At 48.3% G+C, this 13,163-nt stretch carries 13 protein-coding genes and 1 pseudogene; 8 read left to right on the plus strand and 6 right to left on the minus strand.

The features are described from left to right. Positions 1 to 11 precede the first annotated feature (11 nt). The 6 genes and pseudogenes from C7R92_RS28485 to C7R92_RS28510 all read left to right on the plus strand — a co-directional run bounded on the left by C7R92_RS28485 (position 12) and on the right by C7R92_RS28510 (position 6,576). Positions 12 to 1,598 (plus strand): M4 family metallopeptidase, encoded by a 1,587-nt coding sequence (locus C7R92_RS28485; RefSeq protein WP_106836486.1) that lies wholly within the window; start codon positions 12 to 14, stop codon positions 1,596 to 1,598. Positions 1,599 to 1,738: 140 nt separating this feature from the next. Then, positions 1,739 to 2,685, plus strand: a pseudogene (locus C7R92_RS28490) (aminoglycoside phosphotransferase family protein). A gap of 1 nt (position 2,686) precedes the next feature. Further along, positions 2,687 to 3,124, plus strand: coding sequence for a hypothetical protein (locus tag C7R92_RS28495; protein ID WP_167403239.1), 438 nt, complete (start codon positions 2,687 to 2,689; stop codon positions 3,122 to 3,124). Between the two features lie 232 nt (positions 3,125 to 3,356). Then, the gene (locus C7R92_RS33005) at positions 3,357 to 3,644 is read left to right on the plus strand and encodes a class I SAM-dependent methyltransferase (protein ID WP_244195857.1); all 288 of its coding nucleotides are present in this window, start codon (positions 3,357 to 3,359) and stop codon (positions 3,642 to 3,644) included. A 473-nt stretch (positions 3,645 to 4,117) separates the two neighbouring features. Continuing rightward, the gene (locus tag C7R92_RS28505) at positions 4,118 to 5,341 is read left to right on the plus strand and encodes a Zn-dependent hydrolase (RefSeq protein ID WP_106836488.1); all 1,224 of its coding nucleotides are present in this window, start codon (positions 4,118 to 4,120) and stop codon (positions 5,339 to 5,341) included. A gap of 50 nt (positions 5,342 to 5,391) precedes the next feature. Beyond that, positions 5,392 to 6,576, plus strand: a complete 1,185-nt coding sequence (locus C7R92_RS28510; protein WP_106836489.1) for a M20 family metallopeptidase — start codon at positions 5,392 to 5,394, stop codon at positions 6,574 to 6,576. An 83-nt stretch (positions 6,577 to 6,659) separates the two neighbouring features. On the opposite strand, the gene C7R92_RS28515 is transcribed toward C7R92_RS28510, so the two are convergent. The 6 genes from C7R92_RS28515 to C7R92_RS28540 form a co-directional block, all read right to left on the minus strand. Continuing rightward, positions 6,660 to 7,130 carry a DinB family protein gene (locus C7R92_RS28515; protein WP_106836490.1) on the minus strand — a complete coding sequence of 157 codons (471 nt, stop codon included), beginning with the start codon at positions 7,128 to 7,130 and terminating at the stop codon, positions 6,660 to 6,662. 16 nt (positions 7,131 to 7,146) lie between these two features. Next, positions 7,147 to 7,650 (minus strand): HugZ family pyridoxamine 5'-phosphate oxidase, encoded by a 504-nt coding sequence (locus tag C7R92_RS28520; protein ID WP_106836491.1) that lies wholly within the window; start codon positions 7,648 to 7,650, stop codon positions 7,147 to 7,149. Between the two features lie 17 nt (positions 7,651 to 7,667). Beyond that, complete coding sequence (locus tag C7R92_RS28525) at positions 7,668 to 8,447, minus strand: ABC transporter ATP-binding protein (protein ID WP_106836492.1); 780 nt, start codon at positions 8,445 to 8,447, stop codon at positions 7,668 to 7,670. A 1-nt stretch (position 8,448) separates the two neighbouring features. Then, on the minus strand, positions 8,449 to 9,444 hold the full coding sequence (locus C7R92_RS28530) for a FecCD family ABC transporter permease (protein WP_106836493.1): 996 nt from the start codon (positions 9,442 to 9,444) through the stop codon (positions 8,449 to 8,451). Between the two features lie 12 nt (positions 9,445 to 9,456). Continuing rightward, the gene (locus tag C7R92_RS28535) at positions 9,457 to 10,458 is read right to left on the minus strand and encodes a helical backbone metal receptor (protein ID WP_106836494.1); all 1,002 of its coding nucleotides are present in this window, start codon (positions 10,456 to 10,458) and stop codon (positions 9,457 to 9,459) included. A 308-nt stretch (positions 10,459 to 10,766) separates the two neighbouring features. Next, the gene (locus C7R92_RS28540; protein ID WP_106836495.1) at positions 10,767 to 11,366 is read right to left on the minus strand and encodes a MerR family transcriptional regulator; all 600 of its coding nucleotides are present in this window, start codon (positions 11,364 to 11,366) and stop codon (positions 10,767 to 10,769) included. 273 nt (positions 11,367 to 11,639) lie between these two features. Here C7R92_RS28540 and C7R92_RS28545 point away from each other — a divergent pair, with 273 nt between their 5' ends. After that, complete coding sequence (locus tag C7R92_RS28545) at positions 11,640 to 11,837, plus strand: hypothetical protein (RefSeq protein WP_106836496.1); 198 nt, start codon at positions 11,640 to 11,642, stop codon at positions 11,835 to 11,837. Between the two features lie 141 nt (positions 11,838 to 11,978). Continuing rightward, the gene (locus C7R92_RS28550) at positions 11,979 to 12,674 is read left to right on the plus strand and encodes a metal-dependent hydrolase (protein ID WP_106836497.1); all 696 of its coding nucleotides are present in this window, start codon (positions 11,979 to 11,981) and stop codon (positions 12,672 to 12,674) included. Positions 12,675 to 13,163 lie beyond the last annotated feature (489 nt).

Below are 13,163 nucleotides of genomic sequence, written 5' to 3' on the forward strand. Positions count from 1 at the left end.
AGTTAACAAGTATGAAAAAATCGGTTTTTGCAGTAACACTCAGCTTCGCATTAGGTAGTTCTACCTTCCTGCCGCTAGCTGCGCAGGCCGAGTCCGAAAGCATCGTCTATAGCGCTGAGTGGGATACCCCCGAATTTATCGGAGAAGAGTTCGAGGCAGAAGATCTGGATGGCGAAGACAAAGTTTGGGGATTCCTGGAGCAACATCAAGATTCCTTCCGCATTGACGGAGAAGTGAGAGATCACTTTAAAGTGCTTGATGAAGTGACAGACAGAGAGACAGACATGACTCACTACCGCGTACAAGAAATGTACGAAGGCATCCCGGTCTATGGTTATCAGCAGACGATTCACGTAAACGAGGATGGGAATGTAACGGCATTCCTCGGAAACTACGCACCTAACTTGGCAGATAACGATAAGCTGACGAAAAAACCAAAGCTGAAGGCAGATAAGGCAGTCAAAGAGGCTATTAAGGATTTGGAGGATGAGATCGACGAAAAAGTAGAGAAGTTCGAGGTGAAGCCAAAAGGAAACCTCTACGTCTACATCCACGAAGATGAATCGTATTTGGCTTACGAAGTGGAGCTGAATTTCCTCGATCCGCAGCCAGGACGTTGGAAGTATTTCATCGATGCAAATTCTGGTGACGTGATTAACAAATACAATATGCTCCATGAGATTACAGGAACGGGTACGGGGGTACTTGGTGACTCTAAGTCCTTCGAAGTAACGAAAGTAAGCAATACAAACTACACGGCGAAAGATACGACGCGCGGTAAGGGAATTGAGACGTACAATGCACGGAACAGATACACCCTCCCAGGCACGCTTGGCTCTGATACCGATAACAAATGGACAGATGGAGCACTTGTAGACGCGCATGCCTATGCACAGAAAACCTACGATTACTACAAAAGTGCACATAACCGCAACAGCTATGACAATAACGGTGCGAAATTGATTTCTACTGTCCATTACGGTAGCAACTACAACAACGCATTCTGGAACGGCGTGCAAATGGTATACGGGGATGGAGATGGCAGCGTATTCCGCCCATTGTCTGCTGGCTTGGATGTCGTCGCACATGAATTGACACATGCCGTTACAGAAAAAACAGCTAATCTGATCTATCAAAATGAATCCGGTGCGTTAAATGAATCCATCTCTGACATCTTCGGGGCAATGATTGACAACGATGATTGGCTCATGGGTGAAGATGTATACACACCTGGAACGCCTGGCGACGCACTGCGCTCTCTCGAAGATCCAACAGTTGCTGGTGATCCTGACCACTACAGCGATCGCTACACAGGTCCAAATGACAACGGAGGCGTACACACTAACAGCGGTATCAATAACAAAGCAGCATATCTCCTCGCAGAGGGTGGTTCACACCACGGTGTAACGGTCACAGGAATTGGTCGCAATGACACAGCAAAAATCTACTACTACGCCCTAACAAACTACCTCAATCCAAACTCTAATTTCTCCGCTATGCGACAAGCAGCTATTCAATCCGCAACAGTTCTTTTCGGTGCTAATTCCCAGCAAGTAGAATCAGTAAAAGATGCGTATGATGCAATTGGAGTGCAATAATCAAATAAAGTATTTTGTTACACGAAATATTTGTCATACTATTTGAAAAATTGCCTTGCTCCTATTGTGGGGCAAGGCAATTTTTTGTATGTTGGTGATAATTAGCCGCGGGTGTATACGAGGTTAGAAAGGAGTACCACATGGATCATTTCAAAACCATATTGAGACACCATTATGATATAGACGCTGTTGATGTTACCCCTCAGCAAGGAGGCTGGTCGGCGCTTGCTTATAAAGTCATCAGCGACCAGCAATCCTATTTTTTGAAGGTCTATGAAAAAAGCAGAGCATCTACGCCCAAGTGGACAGCGCTGATCGACAAGTATGTTCCCATTAGCCAGTGGCTATCACGCCAAACCAGACTACAAGGCAAAATTCCAGTTCCACTGCTGACTAGAACCGCAGCGTATAAACATGAAGACGACATGGGCATCTATCAACTGTTTGCCTATATTGAGGGGAAAACCATTGGGAACCAAGCGTTAAACTCGTTGCAAGTTCGCCAGCTAGCAGAAATCATAGCGGAGTTGCATTTGTACGGAGAAGAAATCCCGGTCAGTACGGCCGCCATCAAGGAAGACTTCCGTATCCCATTTGCCAAGCAGTTTAGAGAAATGCTGAACGAAGATATCCACCTTCTGCCTGATGATGTGGATGAAATCGTCAAACCTTTTACCAACATACTGGCTACCAACATGAATGATTTGGAGATGATTGCAGAGGAATTGCGAGGCAGTGAGGTAAAAATGAAACTTTGCCATACGGACATTCACAACTGGAACCTGATGCATTCTGGTCAACAGCTCATACTCATAGACTGGGAAGGATTGAAGCTGGCTCCAGTAGAAGCCGATCTGATGTTTTTGGTAGATCAGCCTTTTTTTGAAGAGTTATGGCTACCTATCGAAAGACACATACATATTATGTGATCAATCGGAAAGCGCTGGAGTTCTATCAAATTCGACGTATATGGGAAGATATATATGAACTGCTAGAGCAGCTCTTGTTTGATGAGCAAGAGGAACAGGACCGAGTAGAGACGATCCGGCATTTGGAAGGGGAATTGAGGAAGATTGATGGAGGTTAACATGATCGATGTTACTTACCTGAAAAGATTATTCCTAAATAGAAGGGAAGATTTACATCTCAGATTGGGTGATATTGGTGATTTGCTGGAGTATGGAACCCATAACCCGAATGACGTTATAACATTTACAGAGTATGTCTTAGACCTTGCAATTGCAGAAGAAAACTTTGTTGTAAAAGAAAGTTTGTTTCATCTACTTATGAATGCAGTAACCTTTCAAGGAATCGTAAGAAATGTAGAATGGGAACCATTCATAAATGTTCTGCCTACACTAGACGACGCTATCCTCGATTATGCATTAGCCATCATTGGTTGTTCAAAAAACCGGAAATTTATAAAAGTAATTGAGCCGTACTTACATTCTCCTACTGAATATATTAGACAAACTGCCGCGGAAGCGTTGGAGGAAATCAATTATAACGTAGAAGAATCTCCATAAGGAAAATAAGGAAGAAAGGTGGGGGTGGGACAGCTTCTTGACAAGTTGCATCCAGGAGGTTATTGTGGACACCTAAAGTCTTTGATCTGAACGTATCCCCCAGACTCTAACGGGTCCTAGTCATTGGATAGGACAGCGCCAATTTTTTCAAAATTACGGACATTATATATCTATAAAAACTCTATATGAAATACTTTTCGTGTATCACATAATGAAACAATGGAGGTTACCTATGAACGAAGAAATTACATTCAACGCCAAAATGGTTCTTGCGTACGATGCTAACACGCGAATCTCGATTCCCACCTATGATCTTTTATTTACGATGATCCAATCCTATTTTCGAGCTCAATTGGGAAAAAAAGCGGCATCACTGCTCGTCATTGGGGCGGGCGGGGGAAATGAGCTTTCTGCATGGGGACCGTCTAACCCAAAATGGACGTTCACTGGAGTCGATCCTTCTGCCGAGATGCTTGCAATGGCGCAGACTCGAAGTACGATGCGGCGAGCTGTATCTTAGTTTTGCACTTCATTAACGATGAGCAGGAGAAGCTGAAGCTGCTCAGGGCCATTAAGGAGCATTTGAAGCCGGGAGCTCCCTTCGTACTTGTTAGTGCGTACGGAGACCGCCATGATGCCGAACTTCGAAACAGATTAAACATATGGAAAAGCTTTTTTTTTAGATGTGGGATACGAATCAGCGAAAGTAGAAGAGATGGGAAACACCATCATGACAAAAGTTTCTTTTCTATCTGAACCTAAAATCGAACAGCTATTGAGAGAAGCTGGCTTCACGAATATAGGCAGGTTTCATTCTACGGGACTTTTTGGGGGATGGATTTGCCATGCGGAATGAATGGCGGCGGGAGTCTAGGACTTTATTTCGAGGTCCATGGCTACCGCCTTTTCAAAATAGACAGACTATTATACAATTAAGGACATAACCGTTAATCAACCGTTATTGGCTCTGTATAGAAGGAGGAGTGGCGCGTCATGATCAATTCGGATCGATTGTGGGATCGTTTGGGACAGCTTGGCAACATTGGGAAGCAAGAGGCGGGCGGCATCACGCGGTTGTCTTTTACGCCTGAGGAACGTGCGGCAAAAGACCTCGTCACAGGCTTTATGAAGGAAGCAGGTCTCACCGTTCGCGAAGACGAGGTTGGGAACTTGATTGGGCGAAAAGAAGGGAAAAATCCGGCCGCTCCTGTCGTTTTGATTGGCTCGCATATCGACTCCGTACCAAATGGCGGCGATTATGACGGTCCACTTGGCGTACTGGCTGGCGTAGAAGTTTTACAGACGATGCAGGAACAGGGGATCGAAACAGAGCATCCGATCGAAGTCACCGCGTTCACGGATGAGGAAGGAACGCGTTTTGGTTACGGGATGATCGGTAGCCGCGGTATCGCGGGTCTGATCAAGCGAGACGAGCTGGAACAAGCAGACAAGAATGGGGTCACGATTGCTGAAGCCATGCGGAAAACGGGGCTTGATCCGGACTTCACCAGTCTCGCGGCGAGAACTCCCGGAAGTGTGAAAGCGTATGTGGAGCTACATATCGAGCAAGGCAAGGTTCTAGAGAGCCGCGGGCTATCTGTCGGGATCGTGACAGGAGTGGCGGGTCCGCTCTGGTTGAATTTCGTGCTAGAGGGAGAAGCCGGTCATGCTGGGGCAACGCCGATGAATTTGCGTCGTGATCCGATGGCAGCAGCCGCTCAGGTGATGCTTGCTATCGAGGAAGAAGCGGGACGGACTGGTACCAGTGTCGGGACGGTTGGAAGGCTGCAAGCATTTCCAGGCGGAGTGAATGTCATTCCTGGACGCGTCGAGTTTTCGCTTGATCTGCGCGACGTGGATGAAGCGATCCGCGATGAAGTGGAACAGCGCATTTACGAACAGGCAAAAGCGATCTGTGCTGAGCGCAATGTGACATTGAAAGTAGAGCTGCTGCAACGCATAGCTCCTGCTGTATGCTCGGACGATATCCAGAATGCTGTAGCCAAAGCGTGTGAGGCAGAAGGCTTGGAAGCATTTAGACTACCGAGTGGCGCAGGGCATGATTGCATGCAACTAGTTGAGCTGTGCCCGGTTGGCATGATTTTCGCTCGTTCCAAGGACGGCATTAGCCACAACCCGGCAGAGTTCACGACAAAAGAGGATTGTGCGAACGGAGCCCAAGTACTGTACCGCACCGTTTTATCCTTAGCAAAATAGGCATAAGAAATAGTAAGTGGGGGAGCCACGTAAATCAGGAGGAGAGCGACATGACAGCAACGGCAGTGGTAACGCTTAATAAGGCGGTCGAAGAAATCAAGGATCAGGTAATCGCGTGGAGACGCTATTTGCACGAGAACCCTGAATTATCCTTCCATGAAGAAAAAACAGCACAGTTTGTATACGAGACACTGCTTACCTTTGGCAATCTGGAAGTGTCCAGACCGTCGAAAAACAGTGTGATGGCCAGATTAATCGGTTCCGAGCCCGGAAAAGTGCTCGCCATGCGCGCTGATATGGACGCATTGCCGATTACGGAAGAGAATACGTTTGAATTCGTATCGAAAAATCCTGGCGTCATGCATGCGTGCGGACACGACGGACATACTTCCATGCTGCTCGGAACGGCAAAGCTGCTGTCCGGGATGAAGGATCAGATCAAGGGAGAGGTTCGTTTCTTCTTTCAGCACGCAGAGGAAGTATACCCAGGCGGAGCGGAGGAAATGGTACAGGCAGGTGTCATGGACGGCGTAGACATGGTGATTGGTACGCATCTGTGGTCGACGATGGAGTTTGGGACAGTGGGTATCTGCCCAGGTCCAATGATGGCAGCTCCTGATACATTCTGGATCACCGTTCTTGGTAAAGGCGGACATGCGGCGCTTCCGCATGAAACGATCGATAGCATCGCGATTGCGTCACAAGTGGTGACTAACCTCCAGCACATCGTATCCCGCAATGCGGATCCGCTCGATAATCTGGTTCTCTCTGTCACACAATTTGTGGGGGGAACGACACATAACGTCATTCCGGGTGCTGTAGAGATTTGCGGGACAGTCCGCAGCTTTGACAAAAATCTGCGCGAGTCCGTTCCGGGACTCATGGAACGCGTGATCAAAGGCATTACAGAAGCACATGGCGCGGGGTACAAGTTCAAGTACGAATTTGGCTATCGCCCGGTTATCAACGATGCCGAAGTGACGAAATTGATGGAAGAGGTCGTCGAAGAATCACTGGGAGCAGAATGGGTAGAGCATATGCGCCCAACCATGGGTGGTGAGGATTTCTCCGCCTTCCAACAAAAAGCGCCAGGCTGCTTCTTCTACGTCGCTGCCGGAAACAAAGAAAAAGGTATCACTTATCCGCACCACCATCCACGTTTTACAATCGACGAGGAGGCGCTCGAAGTCGGCGTGAAAATGTTCGTCAACGCGGCAAGAAAAATCGTGATGTAACGAGAGTGGCACACATGCAAAAAGAGCTTCCAGTCATGAGAGACGGGAAGCTCTTTTTGGCGTGCGAAAGTCGGTATCAGACCTTAGTGGGTGAGTTCTTTTTCTTTGGTGTGAAATGATTTTTGAATCTGCGAAATTTGTCCGGCATGGATACCCGTGTGATACATGAGGCGACCCAGTGCTTCTAAAGGAGTAGAAGACCCCAATGGCGTTTCAACGGGTTTGTGCCAAGCTTCCCCAGGTAAGTCACGCATCGCATCGATCAAGTGTTGGTTGGAAGCGGTCATGAAATCAGCGAGCTCTTGCACGTTGGTAAATGCAACTTTGGTTCCGGCAGGACCGCTTTTCGTCAATAGCTCTACGTCCGCTGGGATACTCCGACCGAAAAACCATTCGGCAAACATGTACTCGACCTCAGCGCTATGGCGCAGCATATACCCGATGGAGACGGAATTCATGCTCAACCGCAAATCTTGTTCGGGCAAGCTTTTCGCAGTCTTGTGAAAACGTTCCTGGATGGTGAGCCAAAGTGTCAATGCGGTTGAATAGGTCATGAATGATGCCCCTCCGTTATTTTTTGGATATGTGGCCATCTCGGTTGACGTGGACAAATTTATCGGCTGTCAGGTCAATGTCGTAAGCCTGACCGAACCCAGCTACATAGCGTCCCTCTGATGGTGTTAATTCGAACAAGGAAAAATCAAGGCCACGCAGCATATCCATCATGTTTTTTCCAAATGACTGTGCAAACAGCTCGAAAATCTCATCGTAACCCGCATTACCCAAATTCAGGGCCGAACACACGAAGCGGGCGCGCTGGCGAGCAAACAGATTGGTCGCTTTCGACTCGTCTTCAATGAGCATGACATCGACTGCCGGATTTTCTTCCATGTAGCGATAGTGGTTCGCAATTTTACTAATGTAGATGTAAAACTTTCCATCGTATTTGACGAACGGGGCGTAGGAGAGAAACGGTTTTCCATGCTCGTCGACTGTGCTTAACATGAGTGTCTTCATGTTCGCAGCAAACGATTGGTACTGGGCCTTCATCGCTTCCTTATCCATCGCTTTCATACGAGCACCTCACTTGTTTAGTTTGCTTTTTTCAGTATGTGAATCCTGGGGCTAGAGCTGTCTGGCGAGTACTGAATCTCGGTTTCGACGCCGTACACTTTGCGAATCAGCTCCATCGTAAGCACATCTTGAGGTTTTCCAAAAACACGCAGGCTTCCGTCTTTGATCACACAAATTTTATCGCTGTAGGCGCTGGCGTGATTCAAATCATGCAGCACCATGACAACCGTCAGTTTCAAATCCTGATTCAGCTTGCGAACGAGCTCAAGCACATCCAGTTGATGGGCGATGTCCAAATAGGTAGTTGGCTCATCGAGCAACAAGATTTTCGGTCGTTGAGCCAAAGCCATCGCGATCCATGCACGCTGTGCTTCCCCGCCAGACAGTGAGACGAGGTAGCGGTCCTTGTAGCTGAGCATACCGGTTTGTTCCAAAGCCCATGTGACGATCTCATAGTCTTCGCCACTCAGGCGCTCAAACCATTTTTTATGGGGAACGCGACCATATCCGACCAGCTCTCCTACAGTCACGTCTGACGGGCACGTGTTGGATTGGCAAAGCATGCACATGATGCGAGAGATTTGCTTCATACTCAGGCTGTTCAATTCTTGATCCGCAATACATACACGGCCGCTTTTACAAGGAATCAGACGTGAAATCGCTTTGAGAATCGATGATTTTCCTGAACCGTTTGGCCCAATGATCGAAACAACCTCTCCTTCTTGGATATCGAGGGAAAAGTCATGGACGATCGACTTCGGACCGTAGCTGATGTTCAACGATTGCACCTGTAACATGTCACATGCCCCCTTTTCGCATCAAGTAAAGGAAATAAGGTCCTCCCACGATTGCCATGACAATCCCGGCAGGAATCTCCAAAGGAGCGAATGCAGTTCGACCAAACGTATCGGCTACAAGCAAGACAAGAGAGCCAAGCACGAGGCTAAACGGCAAGCTCAGACGGTAATCAGAGCCGACGAGCATGCGAGCCATGTGCGGCACGACGAGTCCGATAAATCCAACAAGGCCGACAGTCGATACCGAAACAGCTGCCAGATAGACCGCGATGATAGAAAGAGAGAGGCGCAAGCGATGCAAGTTCTGCCCTAAATTGTGAGCGACTTGTTCTCCGAGGCGTAAAATGTTTGCCTGCCTGATCGATAATAGCGCTGCGATCCATCCGACGAGCGAGTAGGGAAGCAGCACAATGACATCGCCCATGCCTTTTCCGGACAGACTGCCATTCATCCATTGCAGCGCACCCGGCAGCTTGTCACTGTACAGGATGGACAGTAATCCGATTGCTCCGCCGAAGGCAGCATTGACGGCAACCCCCGATAAAATGATGCGGACAGGGGTTAATCCGCCCTGTTTTTTCCAAGCCATGGAGTAGACCATGCCTGCTGCTACTCCGCCGCCAATGATGGCAGCTAGGGGTACCAGGTAAGAATAGTCGGGCACGACCAGCATGATGAACAGCACCGTAACGGCTGCCCCGCTGGATACGCCAGTCAAGCCTGGATCGGCCAGCGGATTTTGCATGACTGCTTGAAGGAGGGCGCCCGATGCAGCGAGATTCGCTCCAATCAATAGTGTGAGAAAAATACGCGGAATTCGGATATCCCACAGAATGGTTTGACTGGCGGCATCGCCGTGTCCGAGTATGGCTTCTATCGTTTCGGCAAGAGAGAGGCGCACGCTCCCCAGACCAATGGAGAGCAGTGTAGCTACAACGAGCATGATGCAAGCTGTCACCAAGAGAGCTGCTTTCCTGCTCGGAATGTTCTGGGTCACTGGAAAAACTCCTTATTTGTTATACAGGATGTTTTCGAGCTCCTCGTAGGCAGCCGGGACTTTTACCAGGGAAGCGATCCCGAATGTGCTGTAATCGAGTGCTTTCATTTTGCCATTTTTGAATGCGCTCAGTTTTTCCCATGCGCCGTTTTTCTTCACGTCTTCTTCGAATTTTTTGGTCACTGCGCTCGGATCGCCATGCGCTACCAGTAAAATGACATCGGGATTGGCAGCTACGATCGATTCCATGTTGAGCGGCACGTATGTTTCGGTTTGTTTTAGGACATCGGAAGCGACGTTGGATGCGCCGAGATTACGGGCAAGGCTTCCGACAAATGTATTTTCATTCATGACCATAAGGGTTTCGGCTGAACCGAACAAGAACAATACTTTGGGAGCGGATTTCCCTTTGGTTGCGTCTATGAAGGTTTTTTCTTTTTCCATGATGGATTGAAGAAACGCTGTTGCTTTCTCTTCCTGTTTGAACAGGCGTCCGAGTACGACGGTAGACAGTTTGAGCTCGTCGATGGAGTCTACAGGAAGGTACGCGGTAGGCAGCGCGGCGGGCTTGAATTTTTTATCAATGCTCGCTTGGATTGACGCAGGGCCGAGAATGACGTCAGGCTGAAGCTTCGCGACTTGCTCCAAATCAGGCTGGTGAGAAGTGCCGATACGCGGAACATTGTCGAGGGAGGCTGGCAGCTTGCTGCTTGTCGTCGGTACACCTACGGGAGTGACACCCAGTTCGTTTAGTATCTCGGTAATCGCTACGGAAACGGTCACGACTTTTGTAGGTGGCTGGGTTTTGAATTGGGAAAGTAGCTCCTCTACTTTCTTTTCATCTGCGCTGATTGTATGAACGGCTTGTTGACTTGATGTCGACGAGTCCGACTGTGAGCTGGTAGCAGATTGTTGTGTTGGTGTGGCAGCTTCGGGGGACGTGGAATTGCTGCATCCAACTACACCTGTCAGTAGTAAAGCAATCATCCCGGTTTTCCATCCTGCGTGTTTCAATGTACGTAGCCTCCTGAAAATTTATGATAATGAGAATCAATCTCTCTTGAATTGATTATGATTATATAGAGAATGATTACTATTATCAATAAGAAATTTCCATAGAAAAGAATGGCGAAAACAGGAGAAAAACCGCGGAAAAGAGAGGAAAAGTAGAGGGGGTTGTGATAAGAGCGAAGGCTGCCCGGAGCAACTGGATGGAGCGTATAGCATGATGATCTGGTTATTTCGTAAGCGGGACGTCCGGGCATCCTTAGTCAGCTGGCAGCGAGAAAAAAAGAAGGCGACAATGGATAGTTTGCAGTCGTCTAGCGAATTCGAAAAAGCTTTTGCCAAATCGATGTTTTCCGTTCAGCATCTCTGATTTTGGCTAATTCGATTTTGGCATCCATAATGTCATTCATCGCCTTGGTCAAGCGGCGATCTCGTTCCTTCAGATTGTTGGTAATATAGGCTTCCTGCTTTTCTACACGCGCTAACAGCGCTAAGTAGGCGGCGTCTTGTTGCTGGACATGGGAAGCCAAGGCATGCAGCTTTTCATCCAGCTCTTCGAGGACAACAGGATGGTTCAAAGCCGGATGTGAGGAAACAGGGGCAGGGGGGAATGCAACCGCAACGGCCGTTTCCTTTCGGGCGGGTTCAGGTGAGCTCTGCGTAGCAACCATTCGGGCAGCTTCATCTTGCGGAATGAGCTGATCCTTTGTTAAGCTATAAAACCGTTGAAGACACGTAATATCTGCCTGTCGATACTCCCGACGATTCTGGCTATCCCGCAAAAACCAGTAGCCGTGCTGTTCTAAGAGCATGCTCCACTTGCGCAAGGTGCTGGCCCCAATACCTAACAGTCCTGCCACATCTCTGCCACTGTACGTTCTCTCCCGTGCCAACAACTCGATAACCTCTCCCATGGAAATCCCTCCTCTGGCGTGAGTCCGCTCATCTCTTGCTATACCGTTTCTGTACGTGAAAAAGGTTTTCCTTTTGGAATCGTGCGACAAAATCTCACAGTGTTCGTAAGCAGCGTGCTGGTTTGGCGTCAATTTGTCACCAGTCGACAAAGTTGTTTGGCAAAATGAGGACAAATGACGGACGGGTACAAGTACATTTTCTCTTTGACTCCGCTTTTGCTCAATAGGGCTATGCCAAATGTTCATAGGATGCATGAGAAGGAGGGATTAACCATGGCATTTAAAGACCAAGTAAAAAAATTCGAAGGTAAAAATGTGAAGGTTTCAACTGTAGACGGTACTTTTTTTGGCCGACTGGTAGAGGTAAAATCCACAACCATTATTTTGGAAGAGCACAATGGCAATCGTCGCACCATTATTCGCGATTCGAAGATCGTTGCTGTTACAGAGCATCCCGGCCACGACTGCTAAGAATCTCACATCAGACTGTAGAAAAGTAGGATTTGTTTCTCAGGCTGTCGAGTGATCGACGGCCTTTCCTATTCTTTACACCCTGCGGCATGGTAACATAAAAGGGACTGAAAAAACGCTGCGAATAGAGGGGGTACCACTATGTTGGATATTCGGTTTCACGGACATTCTTCCGTGCAGGTAACATGTGAAGGGCATTCAATCATGATTGATCCATTTATATCAGGAAGCCCAGTGGCAGCAACCAAGCTGGAAGACATCTCGGTTCAGTACATCCTTCTGACACATGGACACCAAGATCATATTCTGGATGCGGTAGAGTTGGCCAAGAAAAACGATGCGACAATCGTTGCAACACACGAGCTTGCTACCTATTTGAGCTGGCAGGGAGTCAAGACCATCTCGATGAATCTGGGAGGCTCTGTCAAACTGCCATTTGGAAAAGTGAAAATGACACAGGCGTTCCACAGCTCCGGTGTCGTACTGGATGATGAGAAACAAATCGTGTACATGGGAATGCCAGGGGGCTTTGTGATCGAGCTGGGAGGAAAAACGCTCTATCACGCAGGGGATACAGGACTGTTCGGTGACATGAAGCTAATCGGAGAGCGTCATAACATCGATTTGGCGTTCCTGCCGATTGGAGATGTGTTCACAATGGGACCTGAGGATGCACTCGTGGCTGCCGAGTGGGTACAAGCCGATTTTGTTGTGCCCATTCATTACGATACATTCCCGCCGATCAAGCAGGATGGGGAAGCATTCGTAGCCGAGCTGGCTGAGAAAGACATCAGAGGCAAGGCATTGAAGCCAGGGGAGACATTGCGTTTGCCATAACACGATCTCGATACATAGAACCGCTAATCTACGGAGGATGAGATTAGCGGTTTTTTTATGGAAGCTGTAAAGTGGCTGCGGTGGGGAGAAGAATATTTCCAGTCTAGGCTCCAGGCTCCGTCCTACCTGGATGCTGGGGCTGTCCGCTCCGAAGGGATTTGCGGGGAAACGCAAAAGTGGTAGCCGCTTCGTAGCTCGGGCACGTTGCGTTTCTGTTGCCCGCAAATCCCTTCTCCGCTCGGTAGGACTCCACAAGTCGCTACGTCTGGAAATATTCTTCTCTGTGATAACTGATGAGGCTCTACCATCTTTTAAAACTCGGATCACACGGAAAGCTCGTAGAGGAAACAGGAGAAATAAGCGAAGATCTTTGGTACACCGACCGAGACGCAATGAAAAAAAGAGAAACAAGCTCTTAGCGTCCACCTCTGAGACGCCTCTTGAATGGACCACTTTGGACGCGGGTTTCGCTTTTTTTCATGGAGTCGG

Source organism: Brevibacillus porteri, assembly GCF_003013475.1.
Taxonomy (GTDB): domain Bacteria; phylum Bacillota; class Bacilli; order Brevibacillales; family Brevibacillaceae; genus Brevibacillus; species Brevibacillus porteri.

Excerpts from the sequence above, each read along its gene's own strand:
- C7R92_RS28485 (WP_106836486.1), top strand. The coding sequence starts at position 12 with ATGAAAAAATCGGTTTTTGCAGTAACACTCAGCTTCGCATTAGGTAGT.
- C7R92_RS28495 (WP_167403239.1), top strand. The coding sequence starts at position 2,687 with ATGATCGATGTTACTTACCTGAAAAGATTATTCCTAAATAGAAGGGAA.
- C7R92_RS33005 (WP_244195857.1), top strand. The coding sequence starts at position 3,357 with ATGAACGAAGAAATTACATTCAACGCCAAAATGGTTCTTGCGTACGAT.
- C7R92_RS28540 (WP_106836495.1), bottom strand. The coding sequence starts at position 11,366 with ATGGGAGAGGTTATCGAGTTGTTGGCACGGGAGAGAACGTACAGTGGC.
- C7R92_RS28520 (WP_106836491.1), bottom strand. The coding sequence starts at position 7,650 with ATGAAAGCGATGGATAAGGAAGCGATGAAGGCCCAGTACCAATCGTTT.
- C7R92_RS28545 (WP_106836496.1), top strand. The coding sequence starts at position 11,640 with ATGGCATTTAAAGACCAAGTAAAAAAATTCGAAGGTAAAAATGTGAAG.
- C7R92_RS28515 (WP_106836490.1), bottom strand. The coding sequence starts at position 7,130 with ATGACCTATTCAACCGCATTGACACTTTGGCTCACCATCCAGGAACGT.
- C7R92_RS28525 (WP_106836492.1), bottom strand. The coding sequence starts at position 8,447 with ATGTTACAGGTGCAATCGTTGAACATCAGCTACGGTCCGAAGTCGATC.
- C7R92_RS28505 (WP_106836488.1), top strand. The coding sequence starts at position 4,118 with ATGATCAATTCGGATCGATTGTGGGATCGTTTGGGACAGCTTGGCAAC.
- C7R92_RS28550 (WP_106836497.1), top strand. The coding sequence starts at position 11,979 with ATGTTGGATATTCGGTTTCACGGACATTCTTCCGTGCAGGTAACATGT.
- C7R92_RS28510 (WP_106836489.1), top strand. The coding sequence starts at position 5,392 with ATGACAGCAACGGCAGTGGTAACGCTTAATAAGGCGGTCGAAGAAATC.